At 64.6% G+C, this 19,492-nt stretch carries 22 protein-coding genes and 1 tRNA gene; 3 read left to right on the top strand and 20 right to left on the bottom strand.

Going from position 1 to position 19,492, the window contains the following annotated elements; translation table 11 throughout:
• The first annotated feature begins 56 nt into the window (after positions 1–56).
• A tRNA-Asn gene (locus HU751_RS01860) sits at positions 57–132 on the top strand.
• A 55-nt stretch (positions 133–187) separates the two neighbouring features.
• On the opposite strand, the gene HU751_RS01855 is transcribed toward HU751_RS01860, so the two are convergent.
• From HU751_RS01855 to HU751_RS01835, 5 genes are all read right to left on the bottom strand, one after another.
• On the bottom strand, positions 188–604 hold the full coding sequence (locus HU751_RS01855; RefSeq protein ID WP_186735945.1) for a cupin domain-containing protein: 417 nt from the start codon (positions 602–604) through the stop codon (positions 188–190).
• Positions 605–1,528: 924 nt separating this feature from the next.
• Positions 1,529–2,089: a DUF1285 domain-containing protein gene (locus HU751_RS01850; protein ID WP_186735636.1), complete on the bottom strand. Its 561-nt coding sequence runs from the start codon at positions 2,087–2,089 to the stop codon at positions 1,529–1,531.
• 11 nt (positions 2,090–2,100) lie between these two features.
• Complete coding sequence (locus HU751_RS01845; protein ID WP_186735634.1) at positions 2,101–2,706, bottom strand: DUF4823 domain-containing protein; 606 nt, start codon at positions 2,704–2,706, stop codon at positions 2,101–2,103.
• A 66-nt stretch (positions 2,707–2,772) separates the two neighbouring features.
• A complete protein-coding gene (locus HU751_RS01840; protein ID WP_186735632.1) occupies positions 2,773–3,741 on the bottom strand; it encodes a GTP 3',8-cyclase MoaA in 969 nt (322 codons plus the stop codon).
• 129 nt (positions 3,742–3,870) lie between these two features.
• A complete protein-coding gene (locus tag HU751_RS01835) occupies positions 3,871–4,506 on the bottom strand; it encodes a TetR/AcrR family transcriptional regulator (RefSeq protein ID WP_011532895.1) in 636 nt (211 codons plus the stop codon).
• 74 nt (positions 4,507–4,580) lie between these two features.
• Here HU751_RS01835 and HU751_RS01830 point away from each other — a divergent pair, with 74 nt between their 5' ends.
• Positions 4,581–5,714 carry an aminotransferase class V-fold PLP-dependent enzyme gene (locus HU751_RS01830; protein ID WP_186735630.1) on the top strand — a complete coding sequence of 378 codons (1,134 nt, stop codon included), beginning with the start codon at positions 4,581–4,583 and terminating at the stop codon, positions 5,712–5,714.
• A gap of 365 nt (positions 5,715–6,079) precedes the next feature.
• Here the strand turns inward: HU751_RS01830 and HU751_RS01825 are convergent, their stop codons facing one another.
• The 12 genes from HU751_RS01825 to HU751_RS01770 all read right to left on the bottom strand — a co-directional run bounded on the left by HU751_RS01825 (position 6,080) and on the right by HU751_RS01770 (position 15,962).
• On the bottom strand, positions 6,080–6,862 hold the full coding sequence (locus HU751_RS01825) for a TatD family hydrolase (RefSeq protein WP_186735628.1): 783 nt from the start codon (positions 6,860–6,862) through the stop codon (positions 6,080–6,082).
• A 33-nt stretch (positions 6,863–6,895) separates the two neighbouring features.
• Positions 6,896–7,882: a DNA polymerase III subunit delta' gene (locus HU751_RS01820; RefSeq protein WP_186735626.1), complete on the bottom strand. Its 987-nt coding sequence runs from the start codon at positions 7,880–7,882 to the stop codon at positions 6,896–6,898.
• Positions 7,875–8,507 (bottom strand): dTMP kinase, encoded by a 633-nt coding sequence (tmk, locus tag HU751_RS01815; protein ID WP_186735624.1) that lies wholly within the window; start codon positions 8,505–8,507, stop codon positions 7,875–7,877. The genes HU751_RS01820 and tmk overlap by 8 nt, the downstream gene beginning before the upstream one ends.
• Positions 8,504–9,676 (bottom strand): endolytic transglycosylase MltG, encoded by a 1,173-nt coding sequence (gene mltG / locus HU751_RS01810; protein ID WP_186735622.1) that lies wholly within the window; start codon positions 9,674–9,676, stop codon positions 8,504–8,506. Before mltG ends, tmk begins: the two co-directional genes overlap by 4 nt.
• 3 nt (positions 9,677–9,679) lie before the next feature.
• On the bottom strand, positions 9,680–10,495 hold the full coding sequence (gene pabC, locus HU751_RS01805; protein WP_186735620.1) for an aminodeoxychorismate lyase: 816 nt from the start codon (positions 10,493–10,495) through the stop codon (positions 9,680–9,682).
• A complete protein-coding gene (fabF, locus tag HU751_RS01800; protein WP_050704704.1) occupies positions 10,495–11,739 on the bottom strand; it encodes a beta-ketoacyl-ACP synthase II in 1,245 nt (414 codons plus the stop codon). The genes pabC and fabF overlap by 1 nt, the downstream gene beginning before the upstream one ends.
• 162 nt (positions 11,740–11,901) lie before the next feature.
• Positions 11,902–12,138, bottom strand: coding sequence for an acyl carrier protein (acpP, locus tag HU751_RS01795; protein WP_028690990.1), 237 nt, complete (start codon positions 12,136–12,138; stop codon positions 11,902–11,904).
• 204 nt (positions 12,139–12,342) lie between these two features.
• The gene (gene fabG, locus HU751_RS01790) at positions 12,343–13,083 is read right to left on the bottom strand and encodes a 3-oxoacyl-ACP reductase FabG (protein ID WP_023630496.1); all 741 of its coding nucleotides are present in this window, start codon (positions 13,081–13,083) and stop codon (positions 12,343–12,345) included.
• A 16-nt stretch (positions 13,084–13,099) separates the two neighbouring features.
• Positions 13,100–14,038, bottom strand: a complete 939-nt coding sequence (gene fabD / locus HU751_RS01785) for an ACP S-malonyltransferase (protein ID WP_050704702.1) — start codon at positions 14,036–14,038, stop codon at positions 13,100–13,102.
• A 186-nt stretch (positions 14,039–14,224) separates the two neighbouring features.
• A complete protein-coding gene (gene plsX, locus HU751_RS01780) occupies positions 14,225–15,235 on the bottom strand; it encodes a phosphate acyltransferase PlsX (protein ID WP_082337679.1) in 1,011 nt (336 codons plus the stop codon).
• A gap of 3 nt (positions 15,236–15,238) precedes the next feature.
• Positions 15,239–15,421 carry a 50S ribosomal protein L32 gene (gene rpmF, locus HU751_RS01775; RefSeq protein WP_028690987.1) on the bottom strand — a complete coding sequence of 61 codons (183 nt, stop codon included), beginning with the start codon at positions 15,419–15,421 and terminating at the stop codon, positions 15,239–15,241.
• Between the two features lie 13 nt (positions 15,422–15,434).
• Positions 15,435–15,962: a YceD family protein gene (locus tag HU751_RS01770; protein ID WP_023630499.1), complete on the bottom strand. Its 528-nt coding sequence runs from the start codon at positions 15,960–15,962 to the stop codon at positions 15,435–15,437.
• A 96-nt stretch (positions 15,963–16,058) separates the two neighbouring features.
• On the opposite strand from HU751_RS01770, the gene HU751_RS01765 reads away from it, so the two are divergent.
• A complete protein-coding gene (locus tag HU751_RS01765) occupies positions 16,059–16,637 on the top strand; it encodes a Maf family protein (RefSeq protein WP_186735618.1) in 579 nt (192 codons plus the stop codon).
• A gap of 119 nt (positions 16,638–16,756) precedes the next feature.
• On the opposite strand, the gene HU751_RS01760 is transcribed toward HU751_RS01765, so the two are convergent.
• Genes HU751_RS01760 through rluC form a run of 3 tightly spaced genes read right to left on the bottom strand, consistent with a single transcriptional unit; the run spans position 16,757 to position 19,383 of the window.
• A complete protein-coding gene (locus HU751_RS01760) occupies positions 16,757–17,743 on the bottom strand; it encodes a S49 family peptidase (protein WP_186735616.1) in 987 nt (328 codons plus the stop codon).
• Positions 17,744–17,745: 2 nt separating this feature from the next.
• Entirely contained in the window at positions 17,746–18,426 is a 681-nt protein-coding gene (locus tag HU751_RS01755) for an HAD family hydrolase (RefSeq protein WP_186735614.1), read from the bottom strand.
• A 3-nt stretch (positions 18,427–18,429) separates the two neighbouring features.
• Positions 18,430–19,383, bottom strand: a complete 954-nt coding sequence (rluC, locus tag HU751_RS01750; RefSeq protein WP_050704696.1) for a 23S rRNA pseudouridine(955/2504/2580) synthase RluC — start codon at positions 19,381–19,383, stop codon at positions 18,430–18,432.
• Positions 19,384–19,492: the final 109 nt, after the last annotated feature.

Below are 19,492 nucleotides of genomic sequence, written 5' to 3'. Positions count from 1 at the left end.
GATTGTCTTGGGGGAAGCTTGACTTCCCCCAGGCAGTCGGTAAGATACGCGCAGATTCCGCGATAGCTCAGTCGGTAGAGCAAATGACTGTTAATCATTGGGTCCCTGGTTCGAGTCCAGGTCGCGGAGCCAAATACTGAAAACCTCCAGATGCGCAAGCACTGGAGGTTTTTTTATTGCCTGCATTTCAGGGTTTGGCCAGGGGCTCGGTCACCGGCTTGCCCTCCTCCACCAGGCTCCAGACCAGCAGCTTGGCCGGCGCGCTCTTGCTGGCATTGCGCGACACGCTGTGCACGGTGCCCGGCGCCTCGTACCAGAACTCGCCGGCCTTGTAGGTTTTCTCCGGTTCGTCATTGAGCTTGGAGGTCACCGCCCCTTCCAGCACATAGGCCATGACCGCTCCTGGATGCTGGTGGGCGGGCGACGCCTGGCCGGGGCCATAGCTGACCGTGAGCATCACGGCTTTCTTGCCGGGGGCGTTGGTGGGGAGTTGCTCCTGGAGTATCTTGACCTGGTCGGGCTTCTCGCCGTGGGCCCAGGTGGGCGACAACGGGGCGAGCAGGCCTAATGTCAGTAGGGCAATAGGTAGGCGGATGGATCGCATGGGGTTTCTCCTGAGGGGTATCTGCCTGCAGGTTAAGCCCAGGGTTGTGAGGGGCAAATGACCAATTCGCGGAAAAAACGGGAGGCCGATTTCCGGTTTATCGTTTTTGGCCGTTGCCGTTGCCGTTGCCGTTGCCGATCAAGAGTCTAGCGCCATAGCTCGCTAGCGACAGCTGCGCCAGCCCAGGCGCCGCCCGTACTTTCGCGACTTCAGGAGGCCGAACGCAGGCCTTGCGGAGGGAGGTGACGGGCATGGATGCCCGTCAAGCGCTGGGGCCCAGGATGGGCCCTGCAGCGCGGTCCTCCCGGGAGCAAGGCCGGAGTGAGGGGACCCGGAGCGAAGCGCAGGGCCGGATGAATGGAGCGCAGCGTTTTTTGGTTACTTTTTGTCGCGTTTGACAAAAAGTGACTCGCCGTAAGGGCGAAAAGGTGACTATGCGTCAGTATAGCTAATGAATGCGCTTACACCTGTGAAAACCCACGCCGATCGCATTTGACTTTGACTTTGACTTTTAGAGTCATGTGTTTTGAAAGTTATATGCGCATTCATTCGCGATGGTGACGCGAAGTCACCTTTCCGCCCTTACGGCGGGTCCCTTTTTGAAGGATCAAAAAGGAACCAAAAAATCCTCGCTCCATTCATCCGGCCCCTACGCTTCGCTCCGGGGTTCCCTCACTCTGTTCTTGCTCCCGGGAGGACCGCGCTGAACGCCCCATCCTGGGGCGCAGCGCTTGACGGGCATCCATGCCCGTCACCTCCCTTCGCAAGAACTCCGCTCGGCCTCCTGAAGTCGCAATTGGCGTTGCCTGAGCTATCGCGCGCTTAGAAGCAAGATCAAGATCAAGATCAAGATCAAGATCAAGAAATATGAGTTGATTGCTGGGCTGTTGTATCTGCAATGAAACGAGGATTCAGAAACAGGTATTAGACACTACGCCCAATCGGATAAAACTCACCCCGACTCCAAACCCCAAGCCAATCTTCCCCATCAATCTCCCGCGCCACCGCCAGCTCCACCAACTGATAGAACACATTGCGATGAATCAACGCCTCCAGGTTCCCGCGCATAAGCACATAGGGAGAAGGCTCCTGGGTAACCGGATCAAGCTCGACCCGCAGGGGATTCTCAGGCCCAGCCTCGACCTGATCATCGACATTGCTGGTAAACCGCAACACCTGCTGCTCCCCACTGCCCTCGACATCCAGCAGCACGGCAACAAACGGCGCATCATCGACCCGGATCCCGACCTTCTCCACCGGCGTGACCAGGAAGTAATCGTCCCCGTCACGCCGAATGATGGTAGAGAACAACCGCACCATCGGCTTGCGCCCGATCGGCGTCCCCAGGTAGTACCAGGTCCCGTCCCGGGCGATCCGCATGTCGATGTTACCGCAGAAATCCGGGTTCCACAGGTGCACCGGGGGCAGCCCCTTGTGCGCGGGGATCTGCGCCAGCAGATCGTTGGCCTTGCCGGAATCGCTCATGACACGCTCGCTCAGTTGCTCATGCCCAGAAGACTACGAGCGTACTCGCGCATCGGCGCGGCAAGCAAATCCTGTGGCGTGTTGTCGTGGAACGTCAACAAACCGCCGCGGCTCTTGATGCGCGCGGTGTCGATCAGGTAACGCGTGCTGGTCTCGATCAGCATCATCTGCACCACGCCACGGTCCCAGCCCAGGCGATCGACAGCCTGCTCGTCATACCACTCGTCACCATTGCCGATACGGTCGTCGGTGCGGGCGAAACGGGTATACAGCACATAGTCGGCACCTACCGCGCGGGCCTCGGCGATCGCGTCTTCCAGACCCAGCGGGCCCTGGGCGCGGCGCACCAGCGGGAAGTACTCGACAAAGCTCTTGAAGGCCTCCTCGGCCACCGCGTTCTGCTGCGGCACCGCCCCCTTGCCCGGCGGCACGAACGCGCCCTGGCCAATGAAGATGAACGAGTCCGGCTGCAGACGGATCGACAGGGTACGGGTGGTGTCGCTGTGGTCCAGCAGGCCCGCATCACTCATGTGGTAACGGACGCCCTCGCCCATATCGCTGACATTCATGCAGCCGCCCAACGCCATCAGCGCCAGCAGCAAGACCAGGCTACGCATCTTTCCTCCAGAAACCGGTGACGAAAAACCGGCGAATAGCCGCAGGATGCAGCTTTTGCGCCAGAGTCAGCCGCCGATCACCTTCATCACCATCACATCGCCGGAAAACGCCACATCCTGCTTGTCCGCCAGGGCCTTCACCAGCAGCCGCTGCAGCGCCGGGAGCGCCTGATGGCGGGGCTTGTCGAGCAGGTCGCCGACAAAGTGACGGTTACTCGACGACAGGCAGCCATGCAGCCAGCCAGTGGACGACAGGCGCAGGCGCGAACAAGTGCGGCAGAACGGCACGCTCTCGTTGGCAATCACGCCGAAATGGCCCCTGCCGGGAATGCGGTAGCGCAGGGCCGTGGCATCCAACGGGCGCGGCGCCTGCTCATAGCTGTACGACTGGCCGATCAGCGCCAGCAGTTGCTCAAGGCCGACGAACTGCTGCAGGAAGGCATTGCCGTCGCGCGCCAGGTGGCCCATGCGCATCAGCTCGATGAAGCGCAGCTCGTAGCCACGCTCGAGGCAATAGTCGAGCAGCGGCAGCACCTGATCAAGGTTCTGCCCGCGCATGGGCACCATGTTGACCTTGATCGCCATGCCCGCGGCACTGGCCTGCGCCATGCCCGCCAAGACGCTGGCCAGGTCGCCGCCCCGGGCGATCCGGCGAAAGGCACTGGCGTCGAGGGTATCGAGGGAAACGTTGAGCCGACGGATGCCGGCAGCGCGCAGCAGCGGCAGCTTGCGGGTGAGCAACTGGCCGTTGGTGGTCAGGCTGATGTCTTCCAGCCCCAGGCCCGCCACCGCGCCGAGAAAGGCTTCCAGTCGCGGGCTGACCAGCGGCTCGCCGCCGGTGATGCGCAGCCGTTCGACCCCGGCCGCCTCCACCAGGTAGGCCACGCCCCGGGCCAGGGCATCCGCCGTGAGCTCGTCCTGCGCCGCCACCAGGCGCTTGCCGTCGGGCACGCAGTAGGTGCAGGCATAGTTGCAGGCAGCAGTCAGGCTGACGCGCAGGTTGCGAAAGCGCCTGCCTTGACGATCGACGATCATGGATGACTCCGGCGTGGAAGATTCTGGCGGGCAAAACCTGACTCAAAAATCAGGTTTTTGCAAGCCTTCCCGTCGAAGCCTGGATGCAACGCGCCCGCCGAAGACTCGGCGGGCGAGCATTGAACGGCTTTAGTTCGCGGCTTCCGGGTCGCGCTTGCGCTTGTTGCCCATGCGCACGCCGATGTCCATGAGGAACTGGAAGAAACCTTCCTGATCCTCGAGCACATTGCTCCAGAACGGCGAGTGGTACAGCGCCACCGCGCCATGGACCAGCGCCCAGGCCGCGCAGTAGTGGAAGTACGGCGGCACGTCCTCGAGCTTGCCCTCGCTGATGCGCCCCTTGATCAGCTGGGTGAGGCGATCGAAGTTGGAGGCGCGGATGCTGTGCAGCTGCTCGACCATTTCCGGCACCTGGTTGCCCTTGACCACCTTCTCTTCCAGGCGGTCGAACAGCCGGTAGCGTTGCGGGTCGCGCATGCGGAACTCGAAGTAGGCGCGCGACAGGGCTTCCTTGTCGCGGTCGACGTCAGCCGAATGCAACAGCTCATTCAGGTCGCGCTCGTAGTCGAGCATCAGGCGCAGGTAGATCTCCGCCTTGGACTTGAAGTGCTTGTAGATCGTGCCTTTGCCGATACCGACAGCGTCGGCGATCATCTCGACGGTGACGCTGTCTTCACCCTGTTCGAGAAACAGCTTGAGCGCCGTGTCGAGGATCTCTTGTTCGCGACGGCGAAACTCACGGACCTTGCGAGGTTCTTTCTGCATAAAGAAGGACTGGGATGACAATCGAAGCGGATTATTATGCCTAACTGGCGGCAAATTGCACGGATCTTCCAACCATGTCTGTGTTTCTTGATGAGTTCGAGCAGGCGCCGGGCCTGTGCTACCTGAATCACGCGGCGATCGCCCCCTGGCCGCGACGGACCGCCGAGGCCGTGGCGCGCTTCGCCCAGGATAATGTCCGCCTGGGCGCCCGCGAGTATCCCGCCTGGCTGGCCACCGAGCGCCGCCTGCGCGAACGCCTGGCACGCTTGCTGAATGCGCCCACCACCGGCGACATCGCCCTGGTGGGCAACACCTCCCAGGCGCTGTCGCTGGTGGCCTTCGGCCTGGACTGGCGGCCCGGCGACCGGGTCGTCATCAGCGACGAGGAGTTCCCCTCCAACCGCGTGGTCTGGCAGGCCCTGGCCAATCGCGGAGTCGAGGTGATCGAGGCAAGCCTGGCCGGCGCCGATCCGGAAGCGGCGCTGCTCGCCGTCTGCGGCCCGCGAACGCGGTTGATGTCGGTCAGCGCCGTGCAGTTCGCCAGCGGCCTGCGCCTGGACCTGGCTCGCCTGGGCACCGCCTGTCGCCAGCGCGGCGTACTGTTCTGCGTCGATGCGATCCAGCAGGTCGGCGCCCTGCCCTTCGATGTGCAGCACTACCAATGCGACTTCGCCATGGCCGACGGCCACAAGTGGATGCTCGGCCCCGAGGGGCTGGGGGTGTTCTATTGCCGTAGCGAGCTGCGTCGGCAGTTGAAGCTGCATGCCTATGGCTGGCACATGCTCGAACACCTTGGCGACTTCGAACGCCGCCAGTGGCAACCGGCGCGCAGTGCGCGGCGCTTCGAGTGCGGTAGCCCGAACATGCTCGGCGCCTGCGCGCTGGAGGCCAGCCTGTCGCTGCTGGAGGATGTCGGCATGACGGTGGTCGCCGAACAGCTGGAGCAGCGGGTCGAGCAGCTGCATCGAGGGCTGACGGCCATCCCTGGTGCGCAGTTGCACAGCCCGGGCGATCCTTCACGGCGGGCCGGCATCGTCAGTTTCAGCCTGGACGGCCATGCCAACGCCGACATTTATCGAACCCTGAGCAGTAACGGAGTGATGTGCGCCGTACGCGGCCCTGGGGTACGGTTTTCCCCACATTTCTATACCGACCGCCGCCTGATCGACGAAGTACTGCGACAGGTCCGGCAAATCGCCATGCATTGAGCGCGCAAGGGGCTGCGGACGTATTCCAAATCTGTTTAAAAAACGATCAATCACCGCTGGCGGGGCGCCAATCCTGGCCAATACTTGAAGTGTTGGCGCGGCGCATCCCCCCAAGTGGCGCGCCGATAAAGGTGCCCAGGGACCGTGTGCCTTTGTTTTACTCCTAATGGTCTTAACCCGGATTCCCCCCCCAGAACCCGGGTTTTTTTTGTCCGGTTCGGGGCTGGGGTGGCGTCTGATAGCGTTGGGGCAGGCTTGCAGGCGTTCGCCGACAGATTTTCAGCGCTCTCAAGATCGAGCGCCGCCCGCGCGGCGCTCGATTTCAATGCCCACATCCAACTTGAGCCTTACACCACGAAACGACCTCAGGCCACCCTTGCCAGCGGGAACAGTCGCTTGAAGTTGCCGGTCGTCTGCTCGGCCAATTGCTCGTAGCTCACCCCTCGCAACGACGCCACATACTCGGCCACTTCCCGCACATACTGCGGCAGGTTCGGCTTGCCGCGATGCGGGATCGGCGCCAGGTACGGCGAGTCGGTCTCCACCAGCAGGCGATCCACCGGCACCTGCCGGGCCACCTCGCGCAGGGCGTCGGCATTGCGGAAGGTGACGATGCCGGACAGCGAGATGTAGTAGCCCAGGTCCAGCGCGGCCCTGGCCATCGGCCAGTCCTCGGTGAAGCAGTGCAGCACGCCGGCCTGGGGCAGGCTGGCCTCGCGCAGCAGCGCCAGGGTGTCCTCGCGGGCCGCTCGGGTGTGCACGATGACTGGCTTGCCGGTCTGCCGCGAGGCCTCCAGGTGCAGGCGGAACGAGGCCTGCTGCAACTCGGCGGCCTCCGGCTCGTAGTGGTAGTCCAGCCCGGTCTCGCCGATGGCCACCACATGCGGGTGGGCCAGTTCGCGCAACAGCCACTCCAGCGCCGGCGTCTCGCCGGGCGCCAGGTCGAGCGGATGCACGCCCACCGAGCAGTCCACGTCGGCGTAACGCTCGCTCAGCGCCTTGACCGCGCCGGCATTCTCGGAGCTCACGCCGATGCACAGGAAGTGCCCTACCCCGCGCTCACGGGCTGCCTGCAGGGCAGCATCGAGGGAGCCCTGGTGGGCGCTCAGGTCGAGACGGTCGAGGTGGCAATGGGAATCTACGAGCATGGGAACACGACACACATGAATGAACGGTGGAAATCAGCGCATGCCCGGCAGCTGCACCCAGTGGGCGAGCAAGGCTTCGAGCAGCAGTACACGGTTGAGGTTGGCCTTGCCCAGCACTTTCTGGCGCTGCTCGAGGATCCACGCCTGGACCTCCAGCACCTTGCCCTGGCGGCTCTTCTGCGCCAGGTACTGCAGCACCTTGCGCATGTCGGCCAAGCCTAGTCCTTCCTCATCCTGGGTCAACTGGTAGCGCAGGATCAGGTGCGACCAGTCGCAGAACCAGTCGAACAGCAGCAGCAACGGCACGCTGTTCCAGGCCTCGGCCAGCTGGCTGGGCGACTGCTGTTGCTTGAGCAGCTTCTTCACCCCCTCGGTCACCAGCGCCCGCTGCTCGCGCACGCCTTGGGCCTGCAGGCTCACGGCCATCAGCGGCGAACCAGCGGCCAGGGTCAGCAGTTCTTCGCGCTCTTCCTCACCGCTGTCGACAAGGGCGGCGGCCAGCCAGGCGCGGCTCTGCTCCAGGCTCGGCTGCGGGCAGGCGACCTGCTGGCAGCGGCTCTTGATGGTCGGCAGCAGGCGGCTGGGCTGGTGACTGACCAGCAGCAGCACGGTATCACCGGAAGGCTCCTCCAGGCTCTTGAGCAGGGCGTTGGAGGCATTGATGTTCATCGCCTCCACCGGCTCGATCAGCACCACCTTGCGCCCGCCCTGCTGGGCGGTCTGCACCACGAACGACACCAGATCACGCACCTGGTCGATCTTGATCGGCTTGTCGGCCTCTTCCGGCTCCAGCACGAAGTTGTCCGGGTGGCTACCGGCCTTGAGCAACAGGCACGACTTGCACTGGCCGCAGGCATCCAGCCCCTGCGGCTGCTGGCACAGCAGTCGCGCCATCAGGCGCTCGGCCAGGGCGCGCTTGCCGATGCCCTGGGGGCCGTGCAGCAAGTAGGCATGGGCATGCTGGGCGCGCCCGGCCAGTTGCTGCCAGAGCGTCTGCTGCCAGGGGTAGGCATCAGCCACGGCAACGCTCCAGGATACCCGGCACCAGGGCGTCGATGGCCTGCTGCACCCCACTCAGCGGCTGTGCGGCGTCCAGCAGCCGGTAGCGCTGCGGCTGCTGGCCGGCACGCTGCAGATAGGCCTGGCGCACCGCCTCGAAGAAGGCCTGGCCTTCCTGCTCGAAGCGGTCCAGCCGGCCACGGGCCGCGGCGCGGGCCAGGCCGACCTCCACGGGCAGGTCGAAGACCAGGGTCAGGTCAGGGCGCAACTCGCCCTGGACGAAGGCCTCGAGGATGGCGATGCGCTCCACCGGCAGGCCACGGCCGCCGCCCTGGTAGGCGTAGGTGGCATCGGTGAAGCGATCGCACAGCACCACGGCGCCACGGGCCAGTGCCGGGCGGATGACTTCGGCCAGGTGCTGGGCACGGGCGGCGAACATCAACAGCAGCTCGGTGTCGACCGCCATGCGCTCCTCGCTCGGCGCCAGCAACAGTTCGCGGATGCGCTCGGCCAACGGCGTGCCACCGGGCTCGCGGGTCATGACCACATCGACGCCCTGCTCGCGCAGGCGTGCCGCCAGGTAGTCGCGGTTGGTGCTCTTGCCGGCGCCTTCAGGGCCTTCCAGGGTGATAAACAAACCGCTCACGAGTGTTCCTTAGTGTCTTCAGGCACCGACGTGTCGGCCGGCGCGGATTCATCGGTGGCCGGCGCGTCGCTCTCCGGTGCGGGCGCTGGGGCCGCGTCCGGTGCCGCTTGCGGCTCGGTCGTCGTGGGTTCGGCCTGCGGCGCGGGGCTGGAACGGTAATCCGCCCGACGCTTGAGCTGGAACTCGCGCACCGCGCTGTTGTGATCGTCCAGGTCGTCGGAGAACACATGGCTGCCGTCGCCACGGGCGACGAAGTACAAGCTCGAACCGTCGCTCGGATTGAGCGCGGCATGGATCGCCTCGCGCCCGACCATGGCGATCGGCGTCGGCGGCAGGCCGGTCATGGTGTAGGTGTTGTAGGGGGTCGGCTCGCGCAGGTCGGCGCGGGTGATCTTGCCGTTGTAGCGCTCGCCCATGCCGTAGATCACGGTCGGGTCGGTCTGCAGCATCATGCCCAGGCGCATGCGCCGCACGAACACGCCGGCGATCTGCCCGCGTTCCTGGGGAATGCCGGTTTCCTTCTCCACCAGCGAGGCCATGATCAGCGCCTGGTAAGGGTCGCGATACGGCAGGTCGGTGCTGCGCTCGGCCCACTCCTTGGCCAGCACTTCGTCCAGGCGCATGTAGGCCTGCTGCAGCAGCTCGACGTCGCTCATGCCGCGCACGAAGCGATAGGTGTCAGGGAAGAAGCGGCCCTCGGGGAACACGCCGGTGTGGCCGAGCTTGTCCATCACCTCGGTATCGGACAAGCCTTCGAGGGTGTGCTTGAGCTTTTCATGCTTGGCCACCGCGGCACGCACCTGGCGGAAGGTCCAGCCCTCGACCAGGGTGATGTTGTACTGCACCACGTCGCCGCGCTTCCAGGCGTCGAACAGCTGCCCCACGGTCATGCCCGGGGTCACCCGGTATTCGCCGGTATGCAGCGGCGTGCCTGCCATGTTGAAGCGCCAGTAAAGGCGCAGCCACAGCGGATCGTCGAGCAGGCCTTCGCTCTGCATGCGATAGAACATACGGTTGGGCGTCGTGCCGCTGGGCACGTCGAGCAGGCGCTCCTGCGCCACTTGCAGGGGCTGCTCCAGGACCGAGTTGACCTTCCAGGCGGCCCAGCCCAGTGCCAGGCCGGCGAGGATCAAGCTCATTTCCAGCAGCAGCAGGAATTTGCGTCTCACGAATCAGGTATCCAGTAACGTACGGGCAACGGCCTGCAGTTTACGGGTGAGCGGCCCGGCCGGCCAGTTCAGCGCGGCGAATTCACGCACGGGCCAGATGCCGTAGACACTGTTGCAGACGAACACTTCGTCGGCCTGCTCCAGCGCCTCCAGCGGCAAGTCCCGCACCTGGGTGGGAATGCCCAGCAACACCGCCTGCTCCAGCAACGCCGCGCGCATCACCCCGGCCACGCCGCAACGGCTCAGCTCGGCGGTCAGCAGCACGCCGTCACGCACCAGGAACAGGTTGCTGTACACCCCTTCGATCACCCGCCCTTGGCCGTCACGCATCAAGCCTTCGGCAAACGCCGGATCCTGCCATTCGGCGCGGGCCAGCACCTGCTCGAGGCGGTTGAGGTGTTTGAGCCCGGCCAGCAGCGGTTGTTCCGCCAGCCGCGTCTGGCAGACGTACAGGCGCACGCCCTGTTCGGCATGTTCGGCGGGATAGGCCGGCAAGGGGCTGCCCTGGAGGATGCGCCGCGCCGGGGCGCCAGCCGCCGGGGCATAGCCACGCTGGCTGTCGCCACGGGTCAGGATCAGCTTGGCGACGCCCTCGCCCAGCAGCTGGGCGAATTGCAACAGTTCATTGCGAACCAGCGTCAGGTCGGCCTCGATCGCCAGGCGCTGGCAACCCAGCGCCAGGCGGTCGAGGTGCAGGGCCAGCAGGCTGGGCCTGCCGCCGCGCACGGCGATGGTCTCGAACAGGCCATCGCCGTAGGCCAGGCCACGATTCTGCAGATTGACCGCAGCCGCGTCCTGGCCATCGATCCAGCTGTGCATCAGTCGGCGAACCGACGGAATACCAGCGAGCCGTTAGTGCCACCAAAGCCGAACGAGTTGGACAGCACCACGTCGATCGGCATGCTGCGCGCCTGGTGCGGCACGAAGTCCAGGTCGCAGCCTTCGTCGGGCTCGTCCAGGTTGATGGTTGGCGGCGCCATCTGGCTGTTGATCGCCAGGACGCTGAAGATCGCCTCCACCGCGCCGGCGGCGCCGAGCAGGTGGCCGGTCATCGACTTGGTCGAGCTGACCGCCAGCTTGTAGGCGTGCTCGCCGAACACGCGCTTGATCGCGGCCACTTCTGCGATGTCGCCGGCCGGCGTCGAGGTGCCGTGGGCGTTGATGTAGCTGACGTCCTCAGGCTGGATGCCGGCATCGCGCAGGGCGTTGGCCATGCAGCGGGCGGCGCCTTCGCCGGAATCGGGCGGCGAAGTCATGTGATAGGCGTCACCGCTCATGCCGAAGCCGACCAGCTCGGCGTAGATGGTGGCGCCACGGGCCTTGGCATGCTCCAGCTCTTCGAGCACCAGGGCGCCGGCACCGTCGGACAGCACGAAGCCGTCACGGCCCTTGTCCCACGGACGGCTGGCACGGGCCGGCTCGTCGTTGCGGGTCGACAGCGCGCGGGACGCGCCGAAGCCGCCCATGCCCAGGCCGCAGGCGGCCATTTCGGCGCCGCCGGCGATCATCACGTCGGCTTCACCGTAGGCGATGTTGCGCGCGGCCATGCCAATGCAGTGGGTGCCAGTGGTGCAGGCGGTGGCGATCGCGTAGTTCGGCCCTTGCAGACCCAGGTGGATCGACAGGAAGCCGGAGATCATGTTGATGATCGAACCCGGCACGAAGAACGGCGAGATCCGGCGCGGCCCCTGCTCGTGCAGGGTCTTGCTGGTCTCTTCGATGTTGGTCAGGCCACCGATGCCCGAGCCCATGGCCACGCCGATGCGCTCGCGGTTGGCGTCGGTGATTTCCAGGCCGGCGTTGCGCACCGCCTGGAAGCCGGCCGCCAGGCCGTACTGGATGAACAGATCGAGCTTGCGGGCCTCCTTGGCCGACAGGTACTGCTCGACTTCGAAGCCCTTTACCGAGCCGCCAAAACGGGTGGAGTAGGCAGACAGATCCGTATGCTCGATCGGACCGATGCCACTGCGGCCAGCCAGAATGCCCTGCCAGGTGCTCGGTACATCGGTACCCAGTGGCGACAGCATACCCATACCAGTGACCACGACGCGTCTACGCGACACAGTACTCTCCTCATTTCCAAATTACAGAGTCTCTTGCCAGTGCACTGGCGCGGCCAATGGCCTGGCAACAGACTCCGCTGATTGCAGGGCTTGCAAAGAAAAAACCGCACGCCGGCGACGGCAGTGCGGTTTTTCCCGACAAGAAGCGTCGACTGAAACGTCTTAGGCCTGGTGGGCGTTGACGTAGTCGATGGCAGCTTGAACGGTAGTGATCTTCTCGGCTTCTTCGTCAGGGATTTCGGTCTCGAATTCCTCTTCCAGAGCCATCACCAGCTCAACGGTGTCAAGCGAATCGGCACCCAGGTCCTCAACGAAGGAAGAGGTGTTCTTCACTTCATCTTCCTTGACGCCCAGTTGCTCGGCGACGATTTTCTTGACGCGTTCTTCGATGGTGCTCATACCTAGTTTTCACTCCTAATGGACATATGTCAGGCAGCTGGCCGGTGACCAAGTTTATAGGAAGACGCCTGCTTTTCAAGCGTAACGCGCCTTCCACCAGGCCACCGGGCCCTCTGCCCGGAATCTGGTTGCAGCTTTATAACGGATTTTAGGCTCGCAGTATGACTCTTTTTTGAAGCAATCCGTCACATTGAGTTGCGGTTTTTACATGTACATCCCGCCGTTCACCGGCACGGTGGCGCCGGTGACATAGGCTGCGCCGTCGGAAGCCAGGAAGGAAACCACTTTCGCGATCTCCTCGGCCTGGCCCAGGCGGCCCAGCGGAATCTCTTTCTGCAGGGCCTCGCGCTGCGCTTCTGGCAGTTCGCGGGTCATGTCGGTGTCGATGAAGCCCGGGGTCACCGAGTTGACGGTGATGCCACGCGAGCCCACTTCACGGGCCAGGGCACGGCTGAAGCCTTCCAGGCCGGCCTTGGCGGCGGCGTAGTTGGCCTGGCCGGCGTTGCCCATGGCACCTACCACCGAGCCGATGCTGATGATACGACCCCAGCGGGCCTTGGTCATGCCGCGCAGCACGCCCTTGGACAGACGGTAGAGGCTGTTGAGGTTGGTGTCGATCACGTCGAACCACTCGTCGTCCTTCATCCGCAGCATCAGGTTGTCGCGGGTGATGCCGGCGTTGTTGACCAGGATGGCCGGTGCGCCGAACTGCTCGCCGATGGCGCCCAGCACCGCGTCCACGGACTCGGCGCTGGTGACGTTCAGCTCAAGGCCGGTGCCATTGATGCCGTGCTCTTTCAGGGTGGCGGCAATGCGCTCGGCGCCCGAAGCGGTGGTGGCGGTACCGATCACGGTCGCGCCCTGACGGCCCAGCTCGAGGGCGATGGCCTGGCCGATACCACGGCTGGCGCCGGTGACCAGTGCAACTTTACCTTGCAGGCTCATGCAAGCTTCTCCGAATTCAGGCCAGCGCCGCACGGGTGGCGGCGACGGCGTCTGGGGTGTTGAGGTTGTAGGTGGTCACGCCGTCGGCGCAACGCTTGTTCAGGCCGGCCAGGACCTTGCCCGGGCCGCATTCGACCAGGTTCACCGCGCCGCGCTCGGCCAGGGCCTGCACGCATTCTACCCAGCGTACCGGCTGGTACAGCTGCGCCAGCAGGTCTTGCTTGAGAGCGTCGAGATCGGCGGCGATGGCGGCGGTGACGTTCTGCACCACCGGGATCTGCGGGGCCTTCCATTCGATGGCGTTGACCGACTCGGCGAAACGCTCGGCGGCCGGCTTCATCAGCGCGCAGTGCGACGGCACGCTGACCGCCAGCGGCAGGGCGCGCTTGGCACCGGCCTCTTTGCACAGCTCCATGGCGCGATCCACAGCCGCCTTGTTGCCGGCGATGACCACCTGGCCAGGGGAGTTGAAGTTCACCGCACTGACCACTTGGTCTTCGGCAGCCTTGGCGCAGATCTCGACCACGACCGCGTCGTCCAGGCCGAGGATCGCGGCCATGGCGCCGTGACCGGCCGGCACGGCCTCCTGCATCAGCTGACCGCGACGCTCGACCAGGCGCACGGCGTCCTTCAGCGACAGGCTGCCGGCGGCGACCAGGGCGCTGTATTCACCCAGGCTGTGACCGGAGACGTACGCAGGCTGCGCACCACCCTCTTCCAGCCACAGGCGCCACAGGGCGATCGAGGCGGTCAGGATGGCCGGCTGGGTCTTGTCGGTCTGGTTGAGTTGTTCTTCCGGGCCTTCCTGGACGAGCTTCCACAGGTCGTAGCCCAGGGCCTCGGATGCTTCCTTGAAGGTCTCGACGATTACCGGTTTTTCGGCGCCCAGCTCCTTGAGCATGCCCAGCGACTGGGAACCTTGACCAGGAAAGACGAATGCGAGGGATGCAGACATTGAACAAGCCCTTATGATCTTGTCGTCGGATAGGGTGCGCCGGGCCGTGGGCCGGGCGCGCAATCTGAAAGCTTGGATGGAGCGGCGGACCAAGCGGTCACATTTAAGCACTTCATGGGCGACACGCCCAAAGGCTTTGTATTTCCAGTCATGGCCTCATCGCGGGGCAGCCCGCTCCCACGCCGCTCAGGGCAACAGGTCTTCGAGGCGCCCGTGCAGGCGTTGCGGCAGGTTCTCCTGGATCTCGATCAGCGCCCGCTGGATCGCGCTCTGCAAGCCCTGCACGCCCGCCGAGCCATGGCTCTTGATGACGATGCCCTGCAACCCCAGGAAGCTTGCGCCATTGTGTCGCGCCGGCGCCAGGTCGGCCTGCAGGCGCTTGAGCAACGGCATGGCCATGGCCCCCGCCGCCCGCGCCAGCAGCCCGCCACGGAACAACGCCTCGATGCGCGCACCGATCATGGTCGCCAGGCCTTCGCTGGACTTGAGCAGGATATTGCCGACGAAACCGTCGCACACCACCACATCCGCCTCGCCACGGTACAGCCCGTCACCCTCGACGAAGCCGATGTAGTTCAGGCCCCGGGCGTTCTGCAGCAGACTGGCGGCCAGTTTGACCTGTTGGTTGCCCTTGATGTCCTCGGTGCCGATATTGAGCAGTGCCACCCGCGGCCGGTGCACGCCCAGGGCCTGGGCGGCCACCGAGCCCATCACGGCGAACTGGTAGAGGTTCTCCGCGCTGCAATCGACATTGGCGCCGAGGTCGAGTAGCTGACAATAGCCGGCCTGGGTCGGAATCGCCGCCACCATCGCCGGGCGATCGATACCAGGCAGGGTCTTGAGCACCAGGCGCGACAGAGCCATGAGCGCACCGGTATTGCCGGCGCTCACGCAGGCCTGGGCCTTGCCATCACGCACCAGTTCGAGGGCGACGCGCATCGACGAGTCCGGCTTGCCCCGCAACGCCTGCGATGGCCGCTCGTCCATGCCGATCACTTCGCTGGCCGCGACAATCTGCAGGCGCGCGCGATCCGCAGCCGCAAGGCCGCTGACGAGATCTTCAAGGAGGGAGGGTTGACCGACGAGGGTCAGGTGCAGCGAGGGGGTAGCCGAAAGGCAGGCAATGCTAGCCTGGACAATGTTGCGGGGACCGAAGTCCCCGCCCATTGCGTCGATCGCGATGATCTGAGCGGACAAGGATTACTCGTCGGCGCCCTTGTCGATCACTTTGCGACCACGGTATACGCCTTCTGGCGATACGTGGTGACGCAGGTGTACTTCACCGGTGCTCTTCTCTACCGACAGAGCTTCTGCCGACAGGGCGTCGTGCGAACGGCGCATGTCACGGGCAGAGCGGGATTTTTTGTTCTGCTGAACAGCCATAATTGATTAACTCCTAAACGTTTGGGTCACGCTTTAACTGCGCCAATACACTGAACGGGTTGGACCGCGATACCTCGTCCTTGCTCGGCTCGGGCTCATCGAGTCCCGCCGGCTGCTGGCATTCTTCCGGATGATGAGCAGGCACGATCGGCAGGGCAAGCAGAAGCTCTTCCTCGACCAACGCCTGCAGATCCAAAGGATCTTCGCCCAGTTCCAGCACGTCATAGCCTTTCGGCAACGACTGGGTGTTCGCACCCTCCTTCACCACGGCGTATGTGCATTCGCTGTGGATCGGCAGGGTGACCAGCTCAAGACAACGCTGGCAAACCATCTTGACTTCGACGTCCAGCGCGCTGTGGATAACCACCACGTGCTGTTCATCTCGTTCAAAATCGAACTTCGCCTGCACCGTACCGACATTGTCGGAAAGCGGGTCGCAGAGTCTTTCCAAATCAGCGAGTTGCAGCGAACCTTCGAGGGTTACGCCACGATCAGCCAATTTGCGCGGGTCAACGTGAGGTGGAATCGGGTCATTCAACATAGGCGCAGCATTCTAGGGATGCACCCCCTCCCTGTCAAAGGAAATTAGGTGTCATCTCGCATGTTAGAATTCGGGGTAATTGCCCAGGAGTCTACCATGCTTCCCTTGTTACTGGCTTCCAGCTCTGCGTACCGCCGCGAACTGCTCACCCGCCTGCGCCTGCCCTTCACCTGGGCGAGCCCCGACCTTGACGAACGGCGCCTCGATGGCGAGCCCGCCGTCGAGCTGGTCCGTCGCCTGGCCCGACAGAAGGCCGAGGCCCTGGCCGCCAGCCACCCCGACCACCTGATCATCGGCTCCGACCAGGTGGCGGTACTGGGCGAGCAGATCCTCGGCAAGCCCCACACCTTCGAACGTGCCTGCGAGCAATTGCTGGAGGCCAGCGGGCAGCAGGTCACCTTCCTCACCGGGCTGGCGCTACTGAACAGCGCCACCGGCCACTGCCAGGTCGATTGCGTGCCGTTTACCGTGACGATGCGCGAGCTGGATCGAGAGTGCGTGGAGCGCTACGTGACGGCCGAGCAGCCACTGGACTGCGCCGGCAGCTTCAAGGCGGAGGGACTGGGGGTCAGCCTGTTCCAGAGCACCCATGGCTGCGACGCCACGAGCCTGATCGGGTTGCCGCTGATCAGACTGGTGGACATGCTGCACAAGGAAGGCGTGCAGGTGCCCTGAAAGACTGGGGCCGCTTCGCGCCCCTTTCGCCGGCAAGCCGGCTCCCACAAGAATTACACCCCCTGTGGGAGCCGACTTGCCGGCGAAAGGGCCGTGAAACGGCCCCAATCGATTTCAGATCAACGCAGCGAAGGCCCCTGGAAGCCCATGTACAGCGCCAGACGCTCCGCCACGCTGGCACCGATGCGCTTGGAGAAGCGATCGAACGGCGACTCCTGCACGGTGAAGTCCACCAACTCCTTCTCGCCCACGATGTCACGGGCGACATAGCTGGCACTGCCCAGCCCGTCCACCAGCCCCAGCGTCTTGGCCTGCTCGCCGGACCAGATCAGCCCGCTGAACAGCTCCGGATGTTCCTTGTCCTTCAACCGCTCACCCCGCCCCTGCTTGACCATGGCGATGAACTGGCGGTGCGTGGTATCCAGCACGCCCTGCCAGAACGCGGTCTCCTCGGGCTTCTGCGGCGAGAACGGATCAAGGAACGCCTTGTGCTCGCCGGCGGTGTAGGTGCGACGCTCCACCCCCAGCTTGTCCATGGTCCCGACGAAGCCGTAACCGGCCGCGGTAACACCAATGGAACCGACCAGACTGGCCTTGTCGGCATAGATTTCGTCGGCGGCACTGGCGATGTAATAGGCGCCGGACGCCCCCAGGTCACTGATGACCGCATACAGCTTGATGGCCGGGTACTCGGCGCGCAGACGACGGATCTCGTCATACACGTAGCCCGACTGCACCGGACTGCCGCCCGGGCTGTTGATGCGCATGACCACGGCCTTGGTCTTCGGATCCTTGAACGCCTCGCGCAGGCTCTTGACGATATTGTCGGCGCTGGCCGGCTCCTGGTCGGCGATCACCCCGCGCACCTCGACCAGCGCGGTATGGTTGCCGCTGCGCGAGGCCGCCTTGTCCACATCCATCAACGGCGTGAACAGGAACAGGATGCCGAACAGGTAAACGAAGGTCAGCAGCTTGAAGAAGATCCCCCAGCGCCGCGCCCGGCGCTGCTCCTGGACGCCGGCCAGCAAAGTCTTCTCCAGCAGCTTCCAGCTCTTGCGCTCCTCGCCAGTGTCGTCCGGCTCGGGCGCCTTCCATTCGTCAGTCATGCTCACCTACCTTGGAAATTGATCTGCGCAGGCTCGGCCAGCCATTCGCGCAACTGGGAAAAATGCTCGATGCACACCTGCGGGCCGTATTCGGCCAGGGCCTGCAGCGGCATGGCGCCGTAGCCCACCGCCGCCGAATGCATGCCGGCGTTGCTGGCCATCTGCAGGTCGAACGCCGAATCTCCGACCATCAGCGCCCGCCCGGGTTCGACCCGGCAATGGGCTAGAATCTCTTCGAGCATCAGCGGATGCGGCTTGCCACGGGTTTCGTCGGCCGCCCGGGTGATGTCGAAATAGCCTTCCCAGCCATTGGCCTTGAGCACGCGATCCAGGCCGCGCCGCGCCTTGCCGGTGGCCACCGCCAGACGATACCCCTCGGCACGGAACGCTTCCAGCGACTCGACCACGCCGTCGAACAATGGCGACGGCTGCTGGTCCAGCGCCATGTACACGTCGGCGTAGTGCTGACGGAATGCCTCGACCTGCGGCACATCGAGGTGCGGGTACAGGGTGGCGATCGCCTCCCCCAGCGCCAGGCCGATGATGCCCTTGACCGCCTCGTCGCTGCTGACGGCCTCGCCGGCACGCCCGGCGGCCACGTTCATCGCCTCGACGATGCGCCCGATGGAATCGGCCAGGGTGCCGTCCCAGTCGAAGATCAGCAGGTCATAACTTTTATTCATGGATCAGGACGCCAGCCGCTCGATGGTCTTGGCCCACATCTCGTCCACCGGCGCCTCGAGCTTGAGCTCGCCACCGTCGGGCAGTGGCACGGTCAGCTGGTAGGCATGCAGGAACAGACGCTTGCCGCCCAGCTCGCGAATCTCGCGAGTGAAGTCTTCATCGCCGTACTTGCTGTCGCCGGCGATCATGTGCCCGGCATGCAGGGTATGCACACGGATCTGGTGGGTACGCCCGGTGATCGGCCGTGCCTCGACGATGGTGGCGAACTCGCCGAAACGGCGCAGCACGCGGAACATCGTCAGCGCGTCCTTGCCCTCGTCGTTGACCTCGACCATGCGCTCGCCGGAACGCAGGTTGCTCTTCTGCAGGGGCGCGTTGACCTGCTTCTTGGAGGTCGGCCAATGGCCGCGCACCAGCGCCATGTAGCGTTTGTCCACGCCATCGCCGCGCAGGGCGGCGTGCAGGTGGCGCAGCATGCTGCGCTTCTTGGCGATCATCAGCAGGCCCGAGGTGTCGCGATCCAGGCGATGCACCAGCTCCAGCTCCTTGGCGTCCGGACGCAGCTGGCGCAGCGCCTCGATCACACCGAAACTCAGGCCGCTGCCGCCGTGCACGGCGATGCCGGCCGGCTTGTTCATCACGATCAGCGCCTTGTCCTCGTAGACAATCGCGGCCTCCAGGCGCTGCAGCAGCCCCTGGGCCACCGGCGCCGGCTCGTCGCGCTCGGGCAGGCGTACCGGCGGCACCCGCACGATATCGCCGGCCTGCAGCTTGTACTCAGGCTTGATCCGGCCCTTGTTGACCCGCACCTCACCCTTGCGCAGGATGCGGTAGACCAAGGTCTTGGGCACGCCCTTGAGGGCCGTGATGAGGAAATTGTCGATGCGCTGGCCGGCAAGCTCCGGCGGGACTTCGATCAGCTGAACGCCGGAAGTCGGGGGGGTATTGGTCGTCATGGCGGGATCATAACAATTTTTTATGGAATTGAAGCACTTAATCATTGCTGCTATAGTCGCGAACGCCGCCAAAAGCGGCAGGCCAGCGGCACCAGGCTCTACGCCGGCC

The organism is Pseudomonas peradeniyensis (assembly GCF_014268935.2).
Lineage (GTDB): Bacteria > Pseudomonadota > Gammaproteobacteria > Pseudomonadales > Pseudomonadaceae > Aquipseudomonas > Aquipseudomonas peradeniyensis.
The sequence above is the reverse complement of the archived record's forward strand: the minus strand, read 5'-3'. Positions and strand labels throughout refer to the sequence as shown.

Bases quoted from the DNA above. Each gene is read 5' to 3' on its own strand.
- acpP (WP_028690990.1), bottom strand. From the start codon at position 12,138: ATGAGCACCATCGAAGAACGCGTCAAGAAAATCGTCGCCGAGCAACTG.
- HU751_RS01765 (WP_186735618.1), top strand. From the start codon at position 16,059: ATGCTTCCCTTGTTACTGGCTTCCAGCTCTGCGTACCGCCGCGAACTG.
- HU751_RS01835 (WP_011532895.1), bottom strand. From the start codon at position 4,506: ATGCAGAAAGAACCTCGCAAGGTCCGTGAGTTTCGCCGTCGCGAACAA.
- HU751_RS01840 (WP_186735632.1), bottom strand. From the start codon at position 3,741: ATGATCGTCGATCGTCAAGGCAGGCGCTTTCGCAACCTGCGCGTCAGC.
- HU751_RS01825 (WP_186735628.1), bottom strand. From the start codon at position 6,862: ATGCTCGTAGATTCCCATTGCCACCTCGACCGTCTCGACCTGAGCGCC.
- HU751_RS01770 (WP_023630499.1), bottom strand. From the start codon at position 15,962: ATGTTGAATGACCCGATTCCACCTCACGTTGACCCGCGCAAATTGGCT.
- fabG (WP_023630496.1), bottom strand. From the start codon at position 13,083: ATGAGCCTGCAAGGTAAAGTTGCACTGGTCACCGGCGCCAGCCGTGGT.
- rpmF (WP_028690987.1), bottom strand. From the start codon at position 15,421: ATGGCTGTTCAGCAGAACAAAAAATCCCGCTCTGCCCGTGACATGCGC.
- pabC (WP_186735620.1), bottom strand. From the start codon at position 10,495: ATGCACAGCTGGATCGATGGCCAGGACGCGGCTGCGGTCAATCTGCAG.
- HU751_RS01760 (WP_186735616.1), bottom strand. From the start codon at position 17,743: ATGACTGACGAATGGAAGGCGCCCGAGCCGGACGACACTGGCGAGGAG.
- HU751_RS01830 (WP_186735630.1), top strand. From the start codon at position 4,581: ATGTCTGTGTTTCTTGATGAGTTCGAGCAGGCGCCGGGCCTGTGCTAC.
- HU751_RS01855 (WP_186735945.1), bottom strand. From the start codon at position 604: ATGCGATCCATCCGCCTACCTATTGCCCTACTGACATTAGGCCTGCTC.
- fabD (WP_050704702.1), bottom strand. From the start codon at position 14,038: ATGTCTGCATCCCTCGCATTCGTCTTTCCTGGTCAAGGTTCCCAGTCG.
- rluC (WP_050704696.1), bottom strand. From the start codon at position 19,383: ATGACGACCAATACCCCCCCGACTTCCGGCGTTCAGCTGATCGAAGTC.
- HU751_RS01845 (WP_186735634.1), bottom strand. From the start codon at position 2,706: ATGCGTAGCCTGGTCTTGCTGCTGGCGCTGATGGCGTTGGGCGGCTGC.
- HU751_RS01755 (WP_186735614.1), bottom strand. From the start codon at position 18,426: ATGAATAAAAGTTATGACCTGCTGATCTTCGACTGGGACGGCACCCTG.
- HU751_RS01850 (WP_186735636.1), bottom strand. From the start codon at position 2,089: ATGAGCGATTCCGGCAAGGCCAACGATCTGCTGGCGCAGATCCCCGCG.